Genomic DNA, 22,599 nt, shown 5'->3' on the forward strand with positions numbered 1-22,599 from the left:
TCGGGCGCGCCTTTCTTTGCTTACTTTCTTTGGCAAGACAAAGAAAGTGAGTCGGCCCCAGCAGGGGACGAAACACCGGATGCACCCGCAACGTCAAGAGATAACCGACTCAACAAACAAAACCATCGCCCCCATCATGACCACCCGACAACTAAGCTGGCTCGAATCCGCCAACACCCCCGACACCCACTTCCCGCTGGAAAACCTGCCCTTCGGCATCTTCTCCACCAAGGAAAACCCGTCGCCACGCGCAGGTGTGGCACTGGGCGATCAAGTCATCGATCTTGGCGTGCTGGATGACGCCGGGCTGCTGCCCGCATCCACACGCGGCACGTTCCGCACCGGCAAGCTCAACAGCTTCATCGCACTCGGCAAGCCCGTATGGGCGGAAACCCGCAAGAAGCTGCAAACGCTGTTCAGCGTGGCCGACACGCACGTGCGCGACAACGCCACGCTGCACGCCCGCGCGCTGGTGCCGCAAGCACATGCCGTGATGCACCTGCCCATCGACATCCCAGGCTATACGGATTTCTATTCGTCTCGCGAACACGCCACCAACGTCGGCCGCATGTTCCGTGATCCGGAGAATGCACTGCTGCCCAACTGGCTGGAAATCCCGATCGGCTACAACGGCCGCGCAAGCTCGGTTGTGGTGAGCGGCACGCCATTGCATCGCCCGATGGGCCAGATCAAGCTGCCCGATCAGCCGCGCCCGATCTTCACGGCCTGCCGCAAGCTGGACTACGAACTCGAGATGGCATTTGTGGTCGGCAAGCCGAGCGGGCTCGGGGAGCCGGTTTCCGTTGACGCGGCACCGGACCACATGTTCGGCGTCGTGCTCCTCAACGACTGGAGCGCGCGCGACATTCAGCAATGGGAATACGTGCCGCTCGGCCCGTTCAACTCGAAGGGCTTCGGCACATCGATCTCGCCGTGGATCGTGACGATGGACGCGCTCGAGCCGTTCCGCGTGGCCAACCCGGCCCAATCGCCCGAGCCGCTGGAATACCTGCGCCAGAGCCGCCCCAATGCTTACGACATCGCCCTCGAAACCGCACTGCGCCCCCACGGCGGCGAGCGCACCACCATCGCCCGCACAAACTTCCGCGCGATGTACTGGACGATGGCGCAACAGCTCGCACACCACACCGTGTCCGGCTGCAACGTGCGCGTGGGTGACCTGATGGGCTCCGGCACCATCAGCGGCACGACACCGGATTCGTACGGCAGCCTGCTGGAGCTGACCCTCAACGGCAAGCAGCCGCTTGACCTCGGCAACGGCACCACGCGTGCGTTCCTGGAAGACGGCGATGAAGTCATCATGACCGGCTGGTGCCAGGGCGATGGCTATCGCGTGGGCTTTGGGGAGGTGCGCGGCGAGATCCTGCCGGCGCGCAGCGCAAAGTAATGCAGTGCGGAGCGACGGATCAGCAGTCGGTCGCTCCGCCTTATTCCGTCTTGGCAGCAGCGCAAGCCAGCATCGCGTCGCTGATCACATGCTCGCCGCTAGCCTTGAGCGCTTCGCCGGCGCCCACGATATCTCGCGTTTCCTTGTTCTGGCCCAGCTTGAGTTTGCCTTCGATGCGCGTGATCTCGATCTCGATGCCAACGATCATTTTGAGCAACGCGTCGGTGTAGTCGGCCGGGGCGTCGGACATCTTCCACGGCGTGGGTTGCGATGCCTCGTGTGTGCGCGTCAGGCGTGCCACCACGCCGCGCACAAAACGCTCGTCGTCACGCACGGTGATACGACCATGCGCATGCGCGACGCGGTAGTTCCACGTCGGCACCTGCCGGTGGGCTTCGTGCTTGCTCGGATACCACGTCGGCGAGATATACGCGTCGCCCGCGCGGAAGATCACGAGCACCTCGTCGCCATTCGCCACGTCTTTCCAGACCGGATTGGCGCGCGCCACGTGGGCATGCAGCACACCAAGCTTGCCCTCTTCCGGCAGCAGCAAAAACGGAATGTGGTTCGCGTCCAGCCCATGCTCGCCATGCGTGACGAGCGTTCCGAACGGGTTCTGCGCGATCAGGCCGTGCAGCGCCTCGGGGCGCGATTCTTCAAAGTGGGCGGGAACGTACATGGCAACTCCGGCAGCGACCCTGCAATCGAACAGGAAAGCGCCCATTCTGAACCAGAACGTGGCTCCAAAACAGAGCCAGATCCTGGCAGATTGTTAGAGCCAGCCTAGTCGCGCAGCAGGTTCTTGGCGATGATGAGCTGCTGGATCTGCGTAGTGCCCTCGTACAGACGCAGCAGGCGCACATCGCGATAGAAACGTTCGGCCTTGTATTCAGCGATGTAGCCCGCGCCCCCGTGAATCTGCACCGCGCGATCCGCCACGCGGCCCACCATCTCGGTACAGAACATCTTGGTGCACGAGGCCAGCATGCTGACTTCGTGATCCTGTTTGCCGACCGGCTTGGCGTCGTAGCGGCGCGCACAGTCGCGCACCATCGACATGCCGGCGTACAGCTCTGCCTGGCTGTCGGCCAGCATGGCCTGGATCAACTGAAAGTCTGCGATGGGCTGTCCGAACTGCTTGCGCTCCTTGGCATAGGCCACCGCGTCGGTCATCAGCCGGTGCGCCATGCCGCATGCCAGCGCCGAGATATGCAGGCGGCCGCGGTCGAGCACCTTCATCGCCGTCTTGAAGCCCTGCCCCGCCACGCCCCCAATGATGTTGGCCGCAGGCACACGCACGTTATCGAGCAGCACATCGCACGTCTTGGTGCCGCGCTGCCCCATCTTCTTGTCTGGCTTGCCGAGCGTGATGCCGGGCGTATCGGCCGGCACGATAAAGGCCGAGATGCCGCTCGCGCCTTCGCCACCCGTGCGTGCCATCAACGTGAATGCCCCGGCGCGCGGCGCGTTGGTGATGAAACGCTTGGTTCCGTTGATGACGTAGTGATCGCCGTCCAGCGTGGCGCGCGTCTGCAGCGATGCGGCATCCGACCCCGCGTTCGGTTCCGTGAGTGCAAACGAGATGATCAGCTCGCCGCTGGCGATGCGCGGCAGGTAATTGGCCTTTTGCGCATCGGTGCCGTCCATCAGGATGCCCTGCGAGCCGATGCCGACGTTGGTGCCGAACACCGAGCGAAAGGCCAGCGCCGTGTGTCCGAGGTCGTACGCCACTTCGCATTCCTGCGCCATCGCCAGGCCAATGCCGCCGTGCTCTTCCGGAATCGACAGGCCAAAGAGCCCCATCTCCTTCATGTCGGCGACGATGTCGGCGGGCACGTCGTCCTCTTCCTCGAGAATGTTCTCCGCCGGCACGAGCCGTTCCTGGATGAAGCGCTGCACTGATTGCTGCAGCAAACCGAAGGATTCGTCGTCGAGCGCCATGTCACCTGCTCCTGTGGGATGTTCCCGGGGATGTTACCCGGCCGGCGTTTTTTGACAATCTTTGCCCGCATCAACAGAATGTCGAATCCCATTCACCAATCTGGCTGGCCGTCATGGATCTCAATGCGCTCAAGCTGTTCGTGGAAATCGTCGATGCGGGCAACCTGTCGGCGGCGGCGCGCCGGCTGCAGACCACGCGCTCCAACGTGAGCCACCGGCTAAAAGCATTCGAGCGCGCGCTGGGCGTGCAACTGCTGCGCCGAACCACGCGCCGCGTGGAACCCACGGAGGTGGGCGCCGGCATCTACGAACACGGTCGCAGCATCCTGCGAGAAATGGCCGCCGCCGATGCGCTGGTGTCTTCGCTCGGCAAGTCGCTGCAAGGCAGCGTGCGGCTGTCGGTACCGACGGGGCTGGGGCACCTGCTGGTGTCACCGCTGCTGGTGGCGTTCAAACGCGCGTATCCGGATATCCGCCTTGATGTGCGGTTCGACAACCGCGTGTCCGACCTGATTGGCGAAGATGTGGATGTGGCGCTGCGCATCGTGTCGAACCCGCCGGAATCACTCGTCGCCACGCTGCTCGATGAAGTCGACTGGGTGTTGTGCGCGGCGCCGGACTACCTGGCCGTGCGTGGCATGCCGAAAACGCTCGACGCGCTGCACGAACACACCATCGTCAGCGCGCCAGCGGTTGGGCAGCCGCTGCGGCTATCGGCACAACTGGGCGATGAGCGAACGCTCGTGACACTCGACCCCGGCGTCTCGTCCGACAACTACCTGTTCCTGCAGGCCGCCGTGCGTTCGGGCAATGGGCTCGGCATCCTGCCTTATTACGCCGCTGCGGATGATTTGCGCGGAGGCCACGTCAAACGCGTGCTGCCCGGGTATCGGTTCAGCGTGTTCGGCAGCCGCCTTTACATGCTGGCGATGCCAAGCCGATACCGGACGCTGGCCACGCGGCATCTGTTGGACTTTCTCAAAGAGGGGCTGCAAGGCAAGCTGCCGCGCCTGCCCCAGAAGGAACGCGTTTGACTACGCCTCGAGCGGCATCAGGCCCGGCAACTGCGCAAAGCAGATCGACTTGGCCGTCTCGATAAAGTCCTGCGCAAACGGCGCCTGTGCGTAGTCGCGCGTCATGGCCGCGTACAGATCGCTCCACAGGCCTTCCTTGCCGACACGCTTGGCCACCACGTATTCGTAATCGACGTAATTCTTGATGCCCCAGCTCGGCAGCGCGGCAAGCCCGCGGCGGCTGGCAACGAGTTGCAGCACGGCAATGGTCAGTTCCGCAGTGCGGCGGTTGAATGCGATCCCGGCCGGTGTCAGCACCTGTCGGATCAGATCGATGCGCTCTTCGGGCACGGGGTACGTGATGAGCGTCTGGTCCGTAAAGTCTTTCGCGTCCAGCCACTTCTTCTTGCGCAGCGCGTGATCGACCGGCAGCACGGCGAGGATCTCGAAGCGAAACAGCGGCGCGAACACCACGCCGCGTCGCATCTTGGCATCGGAGCCGATGATGACGTCGGCACGGCCGTCCTTGAGTAGCGCGAGCGGATCGGTGTGGAAGCCCGACACAAGATCCATCTCGACTTCCGGCCAGCGCTGGCGGAAGGCGTCCATCACAGGCATCAGCCAGTCAAAGCAGGTGTGGCATTCGAGCGCGATGCGCAGCGTGCCGGCCGCGCGGCCCTTGATGCGTTCAAGATCGCGCTCAGCGGTCTGGATGTCGGCGACCACCTTTTGTGCGAGTTCAAGCATGCGCTCGCCCGCTTCGGTCAATTCAACCGTCTGGCCCTTGCGGCGCACGACGGCCAGCCCGTAATGCGACTCCAGCGCGCGCAACTGATGTGACAGCGCCGATTGCGTCAAGTGCAGCCGCTCGGCGGCGCGCGAGACGGAGCCACCGTCGGCCAAGGCGATCAGCGTGCGTAGGTGGCGGATTTCAAGCATGTTGGTGCGGCTTCCAATGTATGAATACGATTCAACTTTATCGAAAATAATATCATTTGATTCATGACATAGGGTCGCCGATCATCGCAGGACTGAAAAACGAATCGCCTCTCCTGCGACCACTATGACGACCATCCATACCCTCGGCTACCCGCGCATCGGTGCACAACGCGAGCTGAAGTTCGCCCTTGAATCGTTCTGGAAAGGCGCTTCGTCCGAAGACGACCTGCGCGCCACCGGCCGCGCTTTGCGCGAGCGCCACTGGACGGCACAGCGCGATGCGGGCCTCGACTTTGTGACCGTGGGCGATTTCGCCTGGTACGACCAGGTACTGCAGACGGCCGCGCTGCTCGGCGCCATTCCCACACGCTATGGCTTTGACGCCGCACAACTGACGCTGGCGCAATCGTTCGTGCTCGCGCGCGGCAATGCCGACCATGCAGCCATGGAGATGACGAAGTGGTTCGACACCAACTACCACTATCTCGTGCCCGAACTCACGCCGGACCTGCACTTTGGCCCCGGCACCGAATGGCTGTTCGATGAAGTGCGCGAAGCACAGGCCGCTGGGCACCGCGTGAAGGTCGTGTTGGTGGGGCCGGTCACGTTCCTGCATCTGACCAAGGCGCGCAACGGCTTGAACGACAAGCTCGCCCTGCTGCCGCAGGTTCTGCAGGCCTACACGGCCGTGCTCCAGCGCCTGGCCGCCCTGAATGTGGAATGGGTGCAGATTGACGAACCTGCGCTGGTGCTGGATCTGCCGCAAGCGTGGGTCGATGCATTCAGCCCCGCTTACCAGGCGCTGACCGCCGCCAAGGGCCCGAAGCTGCTGCTTGCGACGTACTTTGAAGCCGCTTCCCACCACGCGGCACTGATCAAAGCCTTGCCGGTCGATGGCGTGCACCTGGATCTGGTGCGTGCACCGGAACAGCTTGGCGCCTTCGCGCCGTGGCCTGCAGACAAGGTCCTCTCCGTTGGCGTGGTGGATGGCCGCAACATCTGGCGCTCGGATCTCGCACGCGTGCTGGCACGCGTGGCTCCGCTGGCCGAAGCCTTTGGCGATCGCCTGTGGGTGGCGCCAAGCTGCTCGCTGCTGCACGTGCCGGTGGACCTGTCTGCCGAAACCAAGCTCGACGACGAACTCAAGGGCTGGCTGGCCTTCGCGCGCCAGAAGCTGGATGAACTGGCGATCCTCAAGCTTGCACTCGTCGAAGGCCCGGCTGTCGTGCAGAAGGCGCTCGATGAGAACCGCGCCGCCATCGCCTCGCGTGCCGAATCGCGCCGCGTGCACAACGCAAGCGTCAAGAAACGCGTGGCCGCGATCCGCGCAGAAGATGCGGACCGCGCCGCGCCCTATGCTGCCCGCGCTGAAGCGCAGCAAGCCCGCCTGAACCTGCCGCTGCTGCCGACCACCACCATCGGTTCGTTCCCGCAGACGGCGGAGATTCGCCAGGCACGCGCACAGCACAAGCGCGGCGAACTGCCCGCACTGGATTACCTGCAACGCATGCGCGCCGAAATTACCGACGTCGTGCGCCGCCAGGAAGCCCTGGGCCTCGACATGCTCGTGCACGGAGAAGCCGAGCGCAACGACATGGTCGAATACTTTGGCGAGCTGCTGTGGGGCTACACCTTCACCGCCAACGGCTGGGTGCAGAGCTACGGCTCGCGCTGCGTGAAGCCGCCCGTGATCTATGGCGACGTGTACCGCCCCGAAGCCATGACGGTCGAGTGGTCCAAGTACGCGCAGAGCCTGACCGCCAAGCCGATGAAGGGCATGCTGACCGGCCCCGTAACGATGCTGCAATGGTCCTTCGTGCGCGACGACCAGCCGCGCGAGCAAACCGCACTGCAGATCGCCCTGGCCCTGCGTGACGAAGTGTGCGATCTGGAAGCCGCTGGCATTGCCGCCATCCAGATCGACGAGCCGGCCTTCCGTGAAGGCCTGCCGCTGCGCACGTCTGACGTGCCGGGCTACCTCGAATGGGCGGCGCGCGCGTTCCGTGTGTCGGCCTCCGGCGTGCGCAACGACACGCAGATCCACACGCACATGTGCTATTCGGAGTTCAACGACATCCTTCCGGCTATTGCGTCGATGGATGCCGACGTGATCACCATCGAGACCTCGCGCTCGAACATGGAGCTGCTCGACGCGTTTGGCGAGTTTGCGTACCCCAACGAGATCGGCCCGGGCGTGTACGACATCCATTCGCCGCGCGTGCCGCGTGTGGAAGAGATGGAAGCGCTGCTCGACAAGGCCGCGCAGGTCGTACCGGTGCAACGCCTGTGGGTGAATCCCGACTGCGGCCTCAAGACCCGCGGCTGGCCGGAAGTGGAAGCGGCATTGCAAGGCATGGTGGAAGCCACGCGCCGCCTGCGTGCCAAGCATGCGAACGCGGTGCATGCTGGCAGCCAGCGTGCTCAGGCTGAAACCGCATCGGCCTGATTGTTGCGCGTTCCCAGAAGACGCCGGCTGGAGCCATCCAGCTGGCGTTTTTTTTCGTCATCCCTTGCAACAACGTGCGCCAGGTTCCACAAGGCTGTCGCAGCGGTGCCAATGTCAACCAACAAGGCACCATCCCTTCGCACACGCACTCACCGTTTCGCACTGCGGTACGCGGCTGACACGTGCAGAAAACACCATTGAATCCAGTGATTCGTGTTTTCTAATATCGATGGGACGATCCCATGAAAAGCCCGGTCTCCCTTGTTCGCTCTTGGCTCGGTTCGTCTGCGCCCACAAACCGCGTGGCCGACGCCCGGCAGATGCCGGAGCAGACGAGCAGCAGCACGGGGCGCAGCGCTCGCAAAGCTTCGCCTCAACTTAGCCGGCTGCCCGCACGCAGGCACACAGGAACACCGCCTGCCATCAGCGCCGCTTCTACAAGCAGCACAAAGGCTGTTGGGCACACGTCCGCCGACCCGGAACTGCACGACGCAATCAAGGCGATTCGCTCGGGCGCGCAGTGGTCGCCAAGCACGAGCCGCCGAGAAGCGGCTTCCGCAACGTCGCCAGAGAACAAGGGCGCTGCACCATCGATTCCGCTTGGTGACGGCTGGGGGATGACCTTCCTGCACCTGGCCGAGCATCGTGCAGAGGTGCTCGACATGGTGTGGCAGCACGACTTTTCATCTGAGCGGCTTGACGAAATTCTCGCGAAGCATCCCGACCTCGTAAATGCCGTTGACCACCATGGCGACCCGCTGCTCGTGAGCGCCCTGGGTTGCGACAACTTCAGGCTGGCCAAGGCGCTGGTCGCGCACGGCGCGAATGTCAACGCGCAGGACAGCGTTGGCAATACGCCACTGCATACCGTGGCAGGACGCGACATCGCGCTTTTGGAGCAATTGCTCGAAGCCGGTGCCGATGTGCACGCAACCAACAATCAAGGCGCAACGCCGCTGTTTAACGCGCGCTTTGCGCAAGCCGTCGATCTGCTCGTCCGTGCGGGCGCGCCAATCGATGCCCGCGATGCGCGCGGCAATACGGCTGTCATGCGACTCGCCCAGGCAGCGAACAAAGACACGGTGCTTGCCATGCTGGCGCATAACCCTGATCTGCGCACCCCGAACGCAGCAGGCCGCACATTCGCGCGCGTGTTGACGATGCGATTTGGTGGGTCGCCAGACACCATCCCCAAAACGGGCGTGGCGGCAAAGGCGTTTCTGGAACTTGCCAAACGCGAGACCTTGATCGGCAACCTTCGTGACCGAAAGCCACTGCCCACCGGCGCGGCAGCGGCCAATACGCGGCGCTCAGAGCAGATCGCGACTCCGTTGGCCGAGTTGCGGGTGGAGCCTGACGTACGGCTGTCGCCAGCGAGAGCGCGCTCGGCCACGCCGGCAATCAACGATCTGAAATCGGGGCACAAGATCAACCTCGTCCACGACGCGCTGCGCACGTTCGACGAATTGCCTGACCGGGACGCCAGTGCGCTTTCCGAGGCATTGGGATTCGGCGCCCTGTCGTCGGAAGACGTGAACGTGCGCGCCCAGCAGCGGGACGCCATACGCGAGACGTTCTCGAAATTTGCCAAGGAAATCGGCGGCAACTTCCGGAATTACGGTCTTTCAGCGCTGGAACATCCCGCCCTGGCCGAAGCCCTGACAGAGGGCGAGCACGCAGAACTGATCAACGCCATGAGAATCGCCCACATCAGTGTTGCGCTGGAGCCTGCGTCCGCCAACGACACCGAAGGGCCGCAGCGCCTGCGCATGTTCTTCGGCGGCACACAAAACTTCCGGGATGTGCGCCAAGACATCAGCAGCGCCTTCGGCCGGATTGGCGATGTTGATCGTGCGACCAAGCGGGCGGGTGAGTTGTTCGCGAAGATTCTGTCCCGGCCCAACCATGTCGAACTGGATTTCATTTCTGGCGCTTCCATGGGCGGCGCCATGGCGCAGAGCTTTCGTGCGACGGTTGAGAGCCGTGTCCTGCTGCCCAAGCAGCCGTCCATGATCTTGCTGGATCCGCAACTCCTGAACAATAACCAGGGCCGCCGCGCCACCAAGGGCGGCCCGCTCGATGTCGATTACGGCAAACCCCGTGGCGTGGCACTCACGCTGGACTATGCCCGGGCGCCACATCGCGGGCTGATGGGCGTCATGAAGGGCCCGGGCGGTTACCGGTATCCGGGGCTCGTACAGCTCAAGCTCGGCTTGACCGACACCGACGGGCACAACGGCAAACGTCCGCAAACCAGCGGCCCGCCCGGACTCGGCTATCACGCAGACGCAACGCAGTTTGCGGCTGCACTTTCGCGCTTTTCGGTTGATCACGAGAATGCAGTCATGGACAACCCGGCATTCGATGCCATGCGCGCGCCGCGTTGGACGCGACAACAAGGTCCGGTGCTGACCTCCGCGACGCTGCCCGCCGTGGCACGGCGGGGCCGCCGCCCCATGGAATCGATTGCCGAAGACGGAGACGCTGCCGTGTAGCGCTCCGATGGCCGTCGCTTCGCCGGTCTCCGTGAGGCATGGGCGACGCTGCCGTTAACGCTGCTCCTGCTGTGGTACAGGCTCAGCTCTGTGCCCGTGATGGCGCACGCCACGGAACTTGCGCAGCGTCCACTCCTTGAAGTCATCCACCTTCTCGAACACCACCGGCACCACCAGCAGGCTCAGCAGCGTGGAAGTGAGCAGGCCGCCGATCACCGCCACGGCCATCGGCGCGCGAAAACCCGCATCGCCTTCCAGACCCAGCGCCATCGGCACCATGCCGGCCGTCATGGCCACCGTGGTCATGACGATGGGGCGCGCGCGCTTGTGACAGGCATCGATGATGGCCTCGGTGCGCGACATGCCGAGATCGCGCCGCGCAACGATGGCGTATTCGACCAGCAGGATCGAGTTCTTGGTCACGATGCCCATCAGCATCAGCAAGCCGATCAACGCCGGCAGTGACAAGCTGAAGCCGAACAGCGCCAAGAGCCCAAACGCGCCGCCCACCGACAGCGGCAGCGCCGCCAGAATCGTCACCGGCTGCGTGAAGTCGTGGAACAGCAGCACCAGCACCGCATACACGCACAGCACACCCGCGAACATGGCGAGGAAGAAGCTGCTGAACAGCTCCTGCATGCCCTCCACGTCGCCGGAGGCAATGCGGCGAACGCCTTGCGGCAAGTTCTTGATGGACGGCAGCGCCTCCACCGCCATGTTGGTATCGCCCAGCGCCCGCCCCTCCAGCCCCACGCTGATGGTGACGTTGCGGCTGCGGTCATAGCGGTCGATCTGCGCCGGGCCACTGCCGATGGAAATATCGGCGATGTTTTCCAGAGGCACCGCGCCATTGCGGCCCGGCACGCGCAACTGGCGGATCGTGTCGATCTGGTTGCGTGCCTTCGGATCAAGTTCAACACGGATGTACACCTGCCGCTCGGGCAGGTTCAGCTTCGGCAGGTTGACGTCGTAGTCGCCGGCGGTTGCCACGCGCACGGCTTGGCCGATGGCGGCGGCTGTCACCCCTTGTTGCGCAGCGCGCGCAAAGTCGGGGCGGATGACGACTTCGGGCCGCAGCAAACTCGCCGACGAGGTCACCGCACCAAGCCCCGGCACGGTCCGCAGATCGCGCATCACATCGCGTGCGGCCTGCTGAAGCGTGGCGGGGTCGTCGCCAGTCAGCACCACCTGGAGTTGCTCGCCGGAGCCCACGGCGCCAAACGAGATCCGCACGCCCGGCACGCCTTCCAGCATTTCGCGCAACTGGCGCTGGACGTCCTGCTGCTTGATGTGTCGATCATGCCGGCCGGTGAGCGAGATCGTGAGCGTGCCGTTGCGCACCTCGCCGCCGCTGGAGCCCGGCACGCCGGCCATCACGCCCGAGCCGATGGCCGTATAGACGTGACGGACTTCCTTGTGCTGCATCACGATCTTGCGCACACGCTCGGTGTTCTCGCGTGTCTGGGCGATCGTGCTGCCGGGCGGGCTTTCCACCGTCATCTGAAGCTGCGCCCAGTCTTCGGGCGGCAGGAACGTCGCCGGAATCAGCCCGATGATGGCGACCGACACGACGAAGAACGCCGCCGCCATACCGCCCGTTTTCCACGGGTGCACGAGGCACCAGCGTGCCGCTTGCAGGTAGCGCGTCATGACCCAACCGTCGCGGTTGGGTTCGTCCTGCGGCTTGAGCATGTAGGCGGCCATCATGGGCGTGAGCAGCCGCGCCACCAGCAACGAGGCCAGCACCGCCAGCGAAGCCGTCCACCCGAACTGCTTGAAGAACTTGCCCGAGATGCCGCCCATGAAGGCCGTGGGCAGAAACACCGCCACCAGCGTGAGCGACGTCGCCACCACGGCCAGACCAATTTCCTGCGCCGCTTCCATGGCGGCCTCAAACGGCTTCTTGCCGTTGCGCAGGTGGCGCACGATGTTCTCCACCTCCACGATGGCATCGTCGACGAGAATCCCGACCACCAGCGTGAGCGCCAGCAGCGTGATCCCGTTGAGCGTGAAGTCGAGCAACTGCATGGCCGCGAAGGTCGGGATGATCGACAGCGGCAGCGCCACCGCCGACACGAACGTGGCCCGCCAATCGCGCAGGAACAGCCACACGACGATCACCGCCAGGATGGCGCCCTCGTACAGCGCGTGCATCGACGCGGTGTACGCATCCGACACCGGCTTGACCATGTTGTAGACCTCGGTCACATGCACATTGGGCCGTTCGGCCTGCAATGCGGCCAGCGCGTCGCGCACACCTTTGGCCACCGAGATTTCGCTCGCGCCGCGTGAGCGGAACACCTGAAAGCTGACGACGGGCTTGCCGTCGAACAGCGCCATCTGGCGTGGCTCGGCCGCCGTGTCGCGCACGTCAGCAACATCTGACAAGCGAATGCGCCGGCCGTCCGACAACGGGATGTCCATCTGCGCCAGTTCACGCGCGCTCTTCACGGTGCCAAGCGTGCGGACTGCCTGCTCCTGCCCACCGATGTTGCCGCGCCCACCCGGCGCCTCCTGCTGCATGCCGCGCACTTGCGCGCTGATGTCTGCCGCTGAAACGTTCAATGCCTGCAAGCGCACCGGGTCGAGCTGGACGCGCACTTCGCGGTCCACACCGCCCTGGCGCGTCACTTTGGCCACGCCGTGCACCGACAGCAACCGCTTGTTGACCGTGTTGTCGACAAACCAGGAGAGGTCCTCCGCATCCATGTCGGTTGCTTCCACGGCGTACGTCAGCACCGGGAGGCTTGCGAATGTCACGCGGGAGATGACCGGCTCCTGCACGTCGGACGGCAGCTGCGCGCGGATACGGCTGACCGCATCGCGCACGTCGTTTACGGCTTCCTGCACATCCTTCTCAAGCTGGAACTCGACCATCGTGGTCGAGCTGCCGTCGTTGATGGTGGACGTGATGTGCTTGATCGCGCCGATGCTGGCAATGCTGTCTTCGATCTTGCGCGTGACTTCGGTTTCCATCTGCGTGGGCGTGGCGCCCGGCAGGCTGGCCGTCACGGATACGGCAGGAAAGTCGATGTCGGGAAAGTTCTGGATCGACAGCATCTTGAACGAGACCAGCCCCGCCACCGTGATCAGGATGAACAGCAGGATCGACGGGATCGGCTTGCGGATCGCCCAGGCAGAAAAGTTCATGGCTTGGCTCCGGCTGCGGCCGCCGCTGTGGTTGGTGCCGCGGGCGCGGAGGCTGCACCGGCAGCGGCCACACGCACCACATCGCCATCGCTCAGGAATGCCGCGCCTGCAGCGACCACGCCGTCATTCGCGCCGATGCCTTGCACGATTTCGACTTGCCCGTCCTGGCGGCGGCCAACGGTCACCTTGGTCTGCCGCACGCGGCCTTGCTGGCCGATCACCATCACGTAGTCGTAGCCATCGCGTGAGAACACGGCGGTCTCCGGCAATGTCGCGGCCGGCGCATCGCCCAGCAGCACATCGCCCGAGAGATACATGCCCGCCTTTACGCCTGAGGCTGCAGCTTCCGGCGGCAGGTCGACATAGACGAGACCATTGCGCGTGTTGGCGTCGACAGTGGGGGCGACTTGGCGCACGCGGCCTTTCACCACGCCGCCATCCATGCGGCGCAGGCGCGCGGTCTGGCCGGGCTGGATGCGGGGCAGGACGTCGCCGTGCATTTCAGCGCGCCATTCCAGGCGGTTCTTGCGGATGAGCTTGAAGAGTTCGGTGCCGGAAGACACCACGGCGCCCACGGTGGCCGAGCGTGCGCTGATCACGCCGTCGTCCGGCGCGACCACACGCGTGTAGCGCAAGCGCAATTGCTGGCTCTCGAACTGCGCACGTGCTGCGGCCAGCTTGGCAGCCGCAGTCTTGGCCTGCGTGTCGTACTGGACCAGATCCTGTTGGCTGATCGCACCGCTCTTGTCGAGTTCATGCGCACGGTGGGCCTCGCCGGCAGCTTGCGCGGCCGAGGCTTCGGCTTCGGCCAGGCTGGCGCGTTGGGCTGCCACGTCGGCGCGCACGGTTTCATCCGACAAGCGCGCAAGCAGTTGGCCTTGCTTGACCACATCGCCCACGTTGACGAGCACTTCCGCCAGCTTCAACCCGTTCACCTCGGCGCCGATGCTGGCTTCCTGCCACGGCTGCACGGCACCGCTGGCCGTGGCGGCGCGGGGCCACACGTGCTGCGCCAGATGCGCAACGTTGACGGCCAGCGCCGGTTTGGCAGGCGGCTGTTCCTTGTTCTTGCTCTCCGCAGATTTGCCGCACGCAGCAAGCGCGCCGGCCAGCATCACGGCCAGCGCGGCCATCCAAACTCGTTGTCCTGTCATGAAGCGCTTCCGGTATGCGCGCGGCCCTGTGCGGTCGGCGCAGTGGTCTTGTTATCGGGATAAGCGTTGGGTGCGTCGTCGCGCCAGCCGCCGCCCACGGCCTTGTACAACGCAACCCAGGCCTGCGCGCGTTCAAGCTTGACGGCTGCCAGCGATTGCGAAGCCTGCAACGCCGTACGCCGCACGTCTTCCAGCTGCAGCAGGCTGCCCGCGCCCAGGCGGTAGCGGGCGTTGGACGCTTCCAGCACCTTTGCGTATTGGGCATCGGCCATCGTGGCTGCGTCGACACGGCGGTCGGAAGCGTCCAGGCGCACCAGTGCATCTTCCACTTCCTGCACCGCTTGACGCACCTTGCTGCGATAGCTGGCCAGCGCTTGGTCGTAACGGGCGCGCGCCGTTTCCACGCGCGCCGCGCCCGTGCCGCCGTCAAAGATCGGCAATGACACCGACGGCCCGAACGACCAGGACTTGCTTGTCAACGATTGCCCGCCAAGGCGGTACGAATTGATGCCGATGGTGCCCGCCAGCGTGATCGACGGCAAACGGCTCGCGACCGCCACACCGATATCGGCGCTTGCTCCCGCAACCGCGCGCTCTGCCGACGACACATCCGGCCGTTGCGACAGCACCTGCGCCGGCACATCGGGCACGCCCGCATCGGGCGGTGCCGGAATCTGCGCGCTGGCCTTGGACAGCAACCCGTTCAGCGCATCGTGATCCATGCCGGTGAGCGTGACGAGCTTGTCGATGCCCTGCGCACATTGCGCACGCTGGCCTTCCAGCGCATTGAGGGCATCGCCCACCGTGGCTTGCGCTTGTGCAAAATCAGCCGGCGCGACAAAGCCCGCGCGGAATTTACGTTCAGTGAGTTGCAGCGTTTCCTGCCGGGACGACAGCGTTGCCGCGCCGATGTTGACCAGCGCCTCGCACTCGCGTTGCTGCAAATAAGCATTGGCCACTTCGGCGGCGAGCGATACGCGCGCGTCGTGCCAGTCGGCTTCACTGGCAGTCAGACGCGCATCGGCACCTTCCAGGCTGCGGCGTTTACCGCCGAAGAGATCGATCTCCCACGACGCATCGGCCTGCGCCGCCAAGGTGGTGATCGTGCCCAAACCCAGGGTCGGATTCAGCGCCCCCGCAGACACCCCACCCGCACCGCCGGCAAACTGGCTGCCGCCAAACCCGCCCTGCCGCGTGGCTGAGCCTGAGCCTTTCAGTTGCGGCAACAGCCCCGCCTGGCTGGTGGAAACGCTCGCACGCGCTTCGCGCACGCGGCCGACCGCTTGCGCGATCGTCGGGCTGGTCGCGTCTGCCTGCTCCACCAATTGAGTCAGCACGGGGTCGTGAAACTGCTCCCACCAGTGCGCCAGCGCCATGCGGCTGCCGTGGTGCGGCAGCGTGACGTGCCAAGCTTGCGGGGCTTCGGTGCCGCTCAGGGGCGGCGTGTGGTAATCGGGCCCGACCGCGCAACCGGCCAGCACCAGGGCCAGCATCAGCGGAGCGAATCGGGCACGACCGCCGGGCGCGCGGCTAACGGCGTGTCGACCTGTCTTCATGGGAAGTGTCCTTCGGGAACGCAGCTGGGATTATGCCCAGTCAAGCGTCTGCAAGACACTCGCCCCGCTACGGTGCTCAGCCAACCCCTCGGCAACCGGTCAGGCGATGCTCAGAACCACGCGCCCATCGACGTCAATCGTGGCGTCAGATATAGCCCAGCAGCACAAGAATGACCACGATCACCACGATCAGCCCAAGCCCGCCCGTCGGCCCGTAGCCCCAACCCCGGCTGTACGGCCACGACGGCAGCGCGCCGATCAGCAGCAAGATGAGAACGATGATGAGAATGGTGCTCAACATGATGCCTCCTGTTTCTGTGTTGGTATGCCGCCGTTCCGTCGTGGCGCAGCGGCTTACCCGGCATCTAGCACGCCCCGTTCCTGTGCTGGCTATATCTGCGGTTTTTTTAAAATCCTGGCAGTTAATTGCGGATATTAAACACTGCGGATGCCCGCGTGCGGCCGTTCTTATGTCAGGCGGAAGACTTGGGCGAAGACAACGTCTTTGCACGACCGCCACGCGTCGCAAGCCAGCACAGGATCGACCCGGCAACCACCATCAATGCGCCCTTCCAGAACGCGAACGAAAGCGGAGCGTGCAACAGCGCAGCGGCCAAGGCAGCAGAAAACACGGGGATGAAATACGACGCGGTCGCCAACACCGTGACGTTGCCATGCAGGATGCCGACGTTCCAGGCCGCGTAACCGAAGCCCATTGCTGACGCGGCCAACGCAAGGTAGACCAGCGCCGACACGCTGAAATGCATCGCCCCGCCGCCCGTGGCGAAAAACTTGATCCACAGGGCCAGCGCCGTCAGAATGAAGAACAGCGTTGCACCGTTCTTGCCCTCGGCAATCCGGCTGGTGACGGTGCAATACGCCGCCCAGATCACCGCGCCCGTGAACGCCAGTCCGTAACTGAGCGGGTTGTCCTTGACGTTCTCGGCCATGCCGGCGATGTCCAGCCCCTGCTCACCGCCCAGCACAAAGCAAATCCCGAGGATGGAAACAAGGACACCCGGCATGATCAGGGCATTCGCCCTCTGCTTGTTGAAGGCAATGGCAGACAGCATCGTGAACGTCGGCCACAGGTAATTGACCATGCCGACCTCGATCGCCTGTCGCCCGCTATTGGCATAACCGATCGACAGCGAGAGGCACAGCTCGTACGACACGAACAACAGGCTGCCCCACACCAGATAGCGCCGCGGAAACGTCTTCAAATTATGGAAGCCGACGGTGAATATCAACAGCACCGATGCGACGGTATAGATCATGGCAGCGCCACCTACGGCACCGAGATGCTGGCTCACGCCCCGGATCAACCCGACGATCGAACTCCACAACAGCACCGCGATGAGCCCGATGAGGGTTGCCCTACTTTTGCTTTGCATAACGCCTGCCTGCACTGACATGTCCACCTAAAAACCGTTTGTTCGCGCGCGGCCCAACGCTGCAGGCGAAGGCGTGCAGTTTACCGGCCGTACCGCCCGATCACCTGAAGTGGCTTCGCTATAAGATGCAGGCCATGAAAAATCGAGGTTTGCCATGACGTCTTTTGCAATCGAAACGCCGGTCTCGGTGGGCTGGATCGGCGCGGGGCGGCTGGCTCGGGCATTGGCCACTCGGGCGCATGGTGCGGGCGTACGCACCGTGGCGGTTGCCAACCGCTCGACCGGGCCCGCCGCGTGGCTCGCGCAAGCCACAGGCGCGAAGGCGGTCGACCCGCAAGGCGTGGCGGATAGCGCCGACTGGGTGTTCGTGACCGTGCCGGATGACGCCATCCCGGGCGTGATCGATAACATCCGCTGGCGCCCCGGCCAACTCGTCATCCACTGCAGCGGTGCCGGCGAGCGCGACTTGCTGGACGTCGCCCGCCAAGCCGGCGCGGATACCGCCAGCTTTCACCCGCTGTTTCTGTTTGCCGGTTTGCCGGACGATGCCGAACGTCTGGGCGGCGCCTCCATCGCCATTGACGCCGATGCGCCGCACGACGCGGCGCTCGCCAGCTTTGCACTGCGGCTCGGCTGCACGCCGTTGAAGGTGCGTGCCGGGCAACGTGCCCTGTATCACGCCGGAGCCAACTACGCGGCCAGCTTCCTGCTGTGCGCACTCCATGAAGCCGCCACGTTGTGGGAGGCCGCAGGCATCGACCGTGATGCCGCTGTGGCCGCCATGTGGCCGCTGGTGGACGGCACGCTGGCTGCGGCACGCGCCCGTGGCCTGGCTGGGGCACTGGCAGGTCCGGTCTCGCGCGGAGACGGCGGCATCATCGACAAACACCTGCAAGCGCTGGAAGCACTGGGCGCCGATCACGCTGCGCTGTACACCGCACTCACAAGGCGTGCACTGGCCCTGGCAGCCGAACGCGGCGCGCCTTCCGCAGACGTGCTGGCAGACCTCGCTGCGCGCCTTAATCCAACGTAATTACGGAGTCGGGATCATTGGCATTGGATGGCGCACATGCACCAATCCGGCGCGCGGCCTACAATCGGCAGCTTGCTTGCACGCCCGTTCTGCCATGTCCCAACGTCCACACACATCGCCATCTCCTGCTGCGCATGACGCTGCAGACCGCCCGTCGTCCAGCGCGCTGATCCTGCTGGTTGTCGGGCTGGTGCTGGTGGGCGTGAACCTGCGGCCGGCGCTGTCAAGCCTGTCGCCCGTGCTCAAACAGGTGGCGGCTGGCACGGGGCTGTCGGGCGCCACGGCGGGGTTGCTGACGACCCTGCCTGTGCTGTGTCTGGGCTTGTTTGCGCCAGCGGCCGCGGTATTGGCTCGGCGCTTTGGCGCAGAACGCGCAGTGGGCGGCTTGCTGATTGCGCTGGCGGCGGGCATAGCCTTGCGCAGCGCGGGCGGCGTTGCACCGCTGTTCATCGGCACGCTGGCAGCGGGCGCCTGCATTGGCGTGACGGGCATTCTGTTGCCGGGCATCGTCAAGCGGGATTTCGGCCGGCAGGCTGACCTGATGACCGGCGTCTACACCATGGCGCTGTGCTTTGGTGCCGCGGTGGCAGCCGGTGCCAGCGCGCCCCTTTCGGCATGGCTGGGCGGCTGGCAGCCCGCGCTGGCATTCTGGGCGCTGCCCGCGCTGCTGGCCTTTGTCGGCTGGTGGCCGCATATGCGGCATGCGCACGGCAAGGGCGCAGCCACTCGGCTTCAGCGCGTGTCACTGTGGAACAAGCCTATCGCCTGGCAGGTGACGCTCTACATGGGGCTGCAATCGTCGCTGGCGTATTGCGTGTTCGGCTGGCTGCCCGTGATCCTGCAAGACCGCGGGCTATCTGCCGTGCAGTCGGGCATGGTGGTCGCGGTGTCGATTCTTGTGCAGCTCATTACCGCGCTGGGCGGACCATTCGTGGCGCGGCTCGGGCGAGATCAGCGCCCCGCCGTGTACCTGATGATGCTGATGTGCTGGGCTGGCCTGATCGGCTGCCTATATGCGCCGCTGTCAACGCTGTGGTGGTGGGCGGTGTTGCTGGGGCTTGGCCAGGGCGGCAACTTCAGCGTGGCGCTGTCGCTGATCGTGCTGCGCTCGGCCGATACGCGCGTGGCGGCAAGCCTGTCGGCCATGACGCAGGGCATTGGCTACACCATGGCCGCTGCGGGGCCGTATCTCATGGGGGTGCTGCACGATCTGACCGGCAGCTGGGCCGTGATGGGCTGGCTGTTCAGCGCAATTGCGCTGGCCTCGCTCGTGGCGGGCTCGCTCGCCGGGCGCAACCGCACGCTGCACGCCGGCGAGTAATTCATCTACTGCAAGGCTTCATTCAAGCCTTGTGCTTCAACGTCCAGTTGGCCAGCGCCTGCATCTGCTCGGTGATCAGGCCGGCGATGCGCTCGTCTGTGAGATCGCCATCGGCGGTGAAGCCGCCAGCAAACGCGTTGGCAAACACTTCCGGCTTGTTCAGCGGATGCAGGTCCAGATACACGCACACCTGACGCAGGTGGTACTGCGCGCGCGACGTGCCCATGCCGCCGCCCGCGCCCAGGATCGCGACCGGCTTGCCTGCCAGCAACGCGTTGTTGGGCTCGCGCGAGGCCCAGTCCAGAATGTTCTTCAGCGCCGGCGCCAGCGAGTAGTTGTATTCAGGGCAGGCCAGCACCAGCGCATCGGCACGACTGATCTGTTCGAGCACGCGCACCACCGAAGCAGGCTTGTCCGTAATGTCGGCGTTGTAGAACGGAATATCCGTCAGGTCGGCGACGTCCATTTCAACGCCGGCGGGCACGCGGGTGGACGCTGCGCGCAGCAGACCCTGGTTGGTGGATTTGCGGCGCAGACTGCCGGCAATGCCGAGAAAATTCAGCGACATGAAGAACGACTCCGTCAATGGTGGGACTGGCGAGAATAACGGACATTCGCCGCATCAAAAAGGGCCCTGAGCGTTATGCCTTCCCGGCGCGAAAGCACCCGGCTTCATGATCATCGACCATGCCGGTGGCCTGCATGAAGGCATAACAGATGGTCGGGCCGACGAACTTGAAACCGCGCTTGACCAGCGCCTTGCTCATCGCCTTGGACGCATCAGTCGCTGCGGGTGCATCGCGGTAGCTGTCCCAGCGGTTGACGATGGTCTTGCCATCGACAAACGCCCACAGGAATGCGTCGAGCGAACCCATTTCTTCCTGAAGCTCCAGCACCTTGCGCGCGTTGATGACGGCGCCTTCCACCTTGGCGCGATTGCGCACGATGCCCGGATCAGCGAGCAGCTTTTCGATGCGTGCCGGCGTGAAGCGCGCCACGCGTGCGGCATCAAACCCCTCGAACACTTCCTGGTAGCGCGCCCGCTTGCGAAGGATGGTCTGCCACGACAAACCGGCCTGCGCGCCCTCCAGGATCAGCATCTCGTAGAGGTGACGATCATCGTGCGAGGGCACGCCCCACTCGGTGTCGTGGTACGCGATCATCAGCGGGTCTTCGCCCGCCCAGCAGCAGCGCGCCATCTCGTGTCTCCTAGATCCAGCCCGATTTGCGCAACTTGCGATACAGCCACACGCAAGCGGTGGCCGTGCACGCCAGCACGATGGGGTACCCAGCCGGATGCTCCAGCTCCGGCATGCCCTTGAAGTTCATGCCGTAGTTGCTGAAAACCACGGTTGGAATTGCCAGAATAGCGCCCCACCCGGCCAGGCGCTTCACGATGTCGTTCTGCGTGACCGACACCAGCGCCACGTTCACGGAGATGGCTGTGGTCAGCATTTCCCGAATCACGTCGAGTGCGCCCACCGCGCGGTGCGCATGGTCGGCAATATCGCGAAAATACGCGCGCAGCTCTTTGGGCACCACGTCGTCATGCAGGCGCACGAGTTGGCCGGCAATGTCTTCAACGGGCAACGCGGCATTGCGCAGCCGCAGAAGCTGGCGCTTGAGCGTATAGAGCCGCTCGATGGCCGCGCGATCGAACGTGTCGCCAAAGATCTGGCTTTCGATGTGCTCGAACTCTTCCTGCAGGCGTTCAAGCACCGGCTGATAGTTGTCGACCACAAAGTCCATCACCGCGTACAACGCAAACGGTGCGCCTTTGGCCAGCAGTTGCGGCGTGCGCTCGCAGCGCTCGCGCACCGGCGAATACGACGCCGACGGCCCATGCCGCACCGAGACGAGAAAGTCCCTGCCGACAAACAGGTGTGTCTCACCAAAGACGACGTTGCCGCCCTCCATTTGCGCGGTGTTCAGCACGATGAACAGCACGTCGCCGTACAGCTCCAGCTTGGGCCGCTGGTGCGCGTTGCGCGCGTCTTCAATGGCGAGATCGTGCAGGCCGAATTCCTCCTGCACGCGGTCGAGCATGGCGTTGTCCGGCTCATGCAGACCCAGCCACACAAACGAGCCCGGCGTGTGCAGCACGTCGCTGATGGCCTCGACGGAAAGGTCACGTTCGCGCTTGCCGTTTCGGTACAGCGCGCTGTTGATCACCATGGACATGGTTGTCTCCGGAACGCATTCGGCACGCATTAGCGGTCTGCGGGCCGATCTGCGGTCTTGATATCGGATGCGGTGGAGGCCGCGGTGGCCAGCGCCGGCACTTCGGCCAGGCGCGTTTCGATTTGCGCCAGCGCTTCGGACAGCGCGTGGACGAGGTCGTCCGGCAGCCCGTCGAGCGTGGCATTGATGAAGGCGATGCGGCGCGGCATGCATTCGAGCACGATGGCCAGGCCTGCGTCTGACAGCGACACGTTGGTCAGGCGGTTGTCGCGCGCATCGGTGGTGCGTTCAATCCAGCCGAGCTGCTCCAGCACTTTAAGCTGGCGGGTAAGCGCGCCAGGGTCCATCTGCAGTCGCTCGGCGAGCTGCTTCTGGGCCATGCCGCCGCCGGTGTTGTCATGCAGCGCCAGCAGGATGCGCCAGCGCGGCATTGGCTGGCCGACATGCGCCTCGAAGGCGGCCATGAACGCACGATAGGTGCGGCCGAACTGGTGCATGACGGCGAAGCGTTCGCGTTCAGAGGTCATCGATCAGGGCTGAGATTGCTGGGGAACCGCGCATCCTAACC

18 protein-coding genes are annotated in these 22,599 nt (G+C 64.6%); 6 read left to right on the forward strand and 12 right to left on the reverse strand.

Annotation, left to right across the window (positions count from 1 at the left end):
• The first annotated feature begins 136 nt into the window (after positions 1-136).
• On the forward strand, positions 137-1,408 hold the full coding sequence (gene fahA, locus BG83_RS0124650; protein ID WP_024979256.1) for a fumarylacetoacetase: 1,272 nt from the start codon (positions 137-139) through the stop codon (positions 1,406-1,408).
• A gap of 40 nt (positions 1,409-1,448) precedes the next feature.
• On the opposite strand, the gene BG83_RS0124655 is transcribed toward fahA, so the two are convergent.
• Together BG83_RS0124655 and BG83_RS0124660 are read right to left on the reverse strand one after the other, a co-directional pair.
• Positions 1,449-2,087 carry an FMN-binding negative transcriptional regulator gene (locus BG83_RS0124655; RefSeq protein WP_024979257.1) on the reverse strand — a complete coding sequence of 213 codons (639 nt, stop codon included), beginning with the start codon at positions 2,085-2,087 and terminating at the stop codon, positions 1,449-1,451.
• Positions 2,088-2,191: 104 nt separating this feature from the next.
• Entirely contained in the window at positions 2,192-3,349 is a 1,158-nt protein-coding gene (locus BG83_RS0124660; RefSeq protein ID WP_024979258.1) for an acyl-CoA dehydrogenase family protein, read from the reverse strand.
• Between the two features lie 113 nt (positions 3,350-3,462).
• On the opposite strand from BG83_RS0124660, the gene BG83_RS0124665 reads away from it, so the two are divergent.
• On the forward strand, positions 3,463-4,383 hold the full coding sequence (locus tag BG83_RS0124665; RefSeq protein ID WP_024979259.1) for a LysR family transcriptional regulator: 921 nt from the start codon (positions 3,463-3,465) through the stop codon (positions 4,381-4,383).
• On the opposite strand, the gene BG83_RS0124670 is transcribed toward BG83_RS0124665, so the two are convergent.
• Positions 4,384-5,301 (reverse strand): LysR family transcriptional regulator, encoded by a 918-nt coding sequence (locus tag BG83_RS0124670; protein ID WP_024979260.1) that lies wholly within the window; start codon positions 5,299-5,301, stop codon positions 4,384-4,386.
• Positions 5,302-5,425: 124 nt separating this feature from the next.
• On the opposite strand from BG83_RS0124670, the gene metE reads away from it, so the two are divergent.
• Both metE and BG83_RS28400 read left to right on the forward strand, forming a co-directional pair.
• Positions 5,426-7,747: a 5-methyltetrahydropteroyltriglutamate--homocysteine S-methyltransferase gene (gene metE, locus BG83_RS0124675; RefSeq protein WP_024979261.1), complete on the forward strand. Its 2,322-nt coding sequence runs from the start codon at positions 5,426-5,428 to the stop codon at positions 7,745-7,747.
• Between the two features lie 617 nt (positions 7,748-8,364).
• A complete protein-coding gene (locus BG83_RS28400; RefSeq protein ID WP_024979262.1) occupies positions 8,365-10,242 on the forward strand; it encodes an ankyrin repeat domain-containing protein in 1,878 nt (625 codons plus the stop codon).
• 54 nt (positions 10,243-10,296) lie between these two features.
• On the opposite strand, the gene BG83_RS0124685 is transcribed toward BG83_RS28400, so the two are convergent.
• The 5 genes from BG83_RS0124685 to yddG form a co-directional block, all read right to left on the reverse strand.
• Entirely contained in the window at positions 10,297-13,392 is a 3,096-nt protein-coding gene (locus tag BG83_RS0124685) for an efflux RND transporter permease subunit (RefSeq protein ID WP_024979263.1), read from the reverse strand.
• Positions 13,389-14,546 carry an efflux RND transporter periplasmic adaptor subunit gene (locus BG83_RS0124690; protein ID WP_024979264.1) on the reverse strand — a complete coding sequence of 386 codons (1,158 nt, stop codon included), beginning with the start codon at positions 14,544-14,546 and terminating at the stop codon, positions 13,389-13,391. The genes BG83_RS0124685 and BG83_RS0124690 overlap by 4 nt, the downstream gene beginning before the upstream one ends.
• Positions 14,543-16,102 carry an efflux transporter outer membrane subunit gene (locus tag BG83_RS0124695; RefSeq protein ID WP_024979265.1) on the reverse strand — a complete coding sequence of 520 codons (1,560 nt, stop codon included), beginning with the start codon at positions 16,100-16,102 and terminating at the stop codon, positions 14,543-14,545. The genes BG83_RS0124690 and BG83_RS0124695 overlap by 4 nt, the downstream gene beginning before the upstream one ends.
• A gap of 145 nt (positions 16,103-16,247) precedes the next feature.
• Positions 16,248-16,403 carry a DUF3309 family protein gene (locus BG83_RS29035; RefSeq protein WP_004634893.1) on the reverse strand — a complete coding sequence of 52 codons (156 nt, stop codon included), beginning with the start codon at positions 16,401-16,403 and terminating at the stop codon, positions 16,248-16,250.
• A gap of 172 nt (positions 16,404-16,575) precedes the next feature.
• Entirely contained in the window at positions 16,576-17,496 is a 921-nt protein-coding gene (gene yddG / locus BG83_RS0124705; protein ID WP_024979266.1) for an aromatic amino acid DMT transporter YddG, read from the reverse strand.
• 154 nt (positions 17,497-17,650) lie between these two features.
• Here yddG and BG83_RS0124710 point away from each other — a divergent pair, with 154 nt between their 5' ends.
• The gene (locus tag BG83_RS0124710) at positions 17,651-18,529 is read left to right on the forward strand and encodes a Rossmann-like and DUF2520 domain-containing protein (protein ID WP_024979267.1); all 879 of its coding nucleotides are present in this window, start codon (positions 17,651-17,653) and stop codon (positions 18,527-18,529) included.
• 94 nt (positions 18,530-18,623) lie between these two features.
• A complete protein-coding gene (locus tag BG83_RS0124715; protein ID WP_024979268.1) occupies positions 18,624-19,850 on the forward strand; it encodes a CynX/NimT family MFS transporter in 1,227 nt (408 codons plus the stop codon).
• Positions 19,851-19,872: 22 nt separating this feature from the next.
• Here BG83_RS0124715 and BG83_RS0124720 read toward each other — a convergent pair whose 3' ends face one another.
• The 4 genes from BG83_RS0124720 to BG83_RS0124735 all read right to left on the reverse strand — a co-directional run bounded on the left by BG83_RS0124720 (position 19,873) and on the right by BG83_RS0124735 (position 22,558).
• Complete coding sequence (locus BG83_RS0124720) at positions 19,873-20,418, reverse strand: NADPH-dependent FMN reductase (protein WP_024979269.1); 546 nt, start codon at positions 20,416-20,418, stop codon at positions 19,873-19,875.
• A gap of 73 nt (positions 20,419-20,491) precedes the next feature.
• Positions 20,492-21,049: a DNA-3-methyladenine glycosylase I gene (locus BG83_RS0124725; protein ID WP_024979270.1), complete on the reverse strand. Its 558-nt coding sequence runs from the start codon at positions 21,047-21,049 to the stop codon at positions 20,492-20,494.
• Positions 21,050-21,059: 10 nt separating this feature from the next.
• Positions 21,060-22,031: a magnesium and cobalt transport protein CorA gene (locus BG83_RS0124730; RefSeq protein WP_024979271.1), complete on the reverse strand. Its 972-nt coding sequence runs from the start codon at positions 22,029-22,031 to the stop codon at positions 21,060-21,062.
• 29 nt (positions 22,032-22,060) lie between these two features.
• A complete protein-coding gene (locus BG83_RS0124735; protein ID WP_024979272.1) occupies positions 22,061-22,558 on the reverse strand; it encodes a MarR family winged helix-turn-helix transcriptional regulator in 498 nt (165 codons plus the stop codon).
• Positions 22,559-22,599: the final 41 nt, after the last annotated feature.

Source organism: Ralstonia pickettii (genome assembly GCF_000607165.1).
Taxonomy (GTDB): domain Bacteria; phylum Pseudomonadota; class Gammaproteobacteria; order Burkholderiales; family Burkholderiaceae; genus Ralstonia; species Ralstonia holmesii.

What these genes read in the sequence shown, in the direction of transcription:
- BG83_RS0124730 (WP_024979271.1), bottom strand. Translation starts at nt 22,031, where the DNA reads ATGTCCATGGTGATCAACAGCGCGCTGTACCGAAACGGCAAGCGCGAA.
- BG83_RS29035 (WP_004634893.1), bottom strand. Translation starts at nt 16,403, where the DNA reads ATGTTGAGCACCATTCTCATCATCGTTCTCATCTTGCTGCTGATCGGC.
- BG83_RS0124670 (WP_024979260.1), bottom strand. Translation starts at nt 5,301, where the DNA reads ATGCTTGAAATCCGCCACCTACGCACGCTGATCGCCTTGGCCGACGGT.
- fahA (WP_024979256.1), top strand. Translation starts at nt 137, where the DNA reads ATGACCACCCGACAACTAAGCTGGCTCGAATCCGCCAACACCCCCGAC.
- BG83_RS0124695 (WP_024979265.1), bottom strand. Translation starts at nt 16,102, where the DNA reads ATGAAGACAGGTCGACACGCCGTTAGCCGCGCGCCCGGCGGTCGTGCC.
- yddG (WP_024979266.1), bottom strand. Translation starts at nt 17,496, where the DNA reads ATGCAAAGCAAAAGTAGGGCAACCCTCATCGGGCTCATCGCGGTGCTG.
- BG83_RS0124665 (WP_024979259.1), top strand. Translation starts at nt 3,463, where the DNA reads ATGGATCTCAATGCGCTCAAGCTGTTCGTGGAAATCGTCGATGCGGGC.
- BG83_RS0124710 (WP_024979267.1), top strand. Translation starts at nt 17,651, where the DNA reads ATGACGTCTTTTGCAATCGAAACGCCGGTCTCGGTGGGCTGGATCGGC.
- BG83_RS0124655 (WP_024979257.1), bottom strand. Translation starts at nt 2,087, where the DNA reads ATGTACGTTCCCGCCCACTTTGAAGAATCGCGCCCCGAGGCGCTGCAC.
- metE (WP_024979261.1), top strand. Translation starts at nt 5,426, where the DNA reads ATGACGACCATCCATACCCTCGGCTACCCGCGCATCGGTGCACAACGC.
- BG83_RS0124685 (WP_024979263.1), bottom strand. Translation starts at nt 13,392, where the DNA reads ATGAACTTTTCTGCCTGGGCGATCCGCAAGCCGATCCCGTCGATCCTG.
- BG83_RS0124735 (WP_024979272.1), bottom strand. Translation starts at nt 22,558, where the DNA reads ATGACCTCTGAACGCGAACGCTTCGCCGTCATGCACCAGTTCGGCCGC.
- BG83_RS0124725 (WP_024979270.1), bottom strand. Translation starts at nt 21,049, where the DNA reads ATGGCGCGCTGCTGCTGGGCGGGCGAAGACCCGCTGATGATCGCGTAC.
- BG83_RS0124660 (WP_024979258.1), bottom strand. Translation starts at nt 3,349, where the DNA reads ATGGCGCTCGACGACGAATCCTTCGGTTTGCTGCAGCAATCAGTGCAG.
- BG83_RS0124690 (WP_024979264.1), bottom strand. Translation starts at nt 14,546, where the DNA reads ATGACAGGACAACGAGTTTGGATGGCCGCGCTGGCCGTGATGCTGGCC.
- BG83_RS0124715 (WP_024979268.1), top strand. Translation starts at nt 18,624, where the DNA reads ATGTCCCAACGTCCACACACATCGCCATCTCCTGCTGCGCATGACGCT.
- BG83_RS28400 (WP_024979262.1), top strand. Translation starts at nt 8,365, where the DNA reads ATGACCTTCCTGCACCTGGCCGAGCATCGTGCAGAGGTGCTCGACATG.
- BG83_RS0124720 (WP_024979269.1), bottom strand. Translation starts at nt 20,418, where the DNA reads ATGTCGCTGAATTTTCTCGGCATTGCCGGCAGTCTGCGCCGCAAATCC.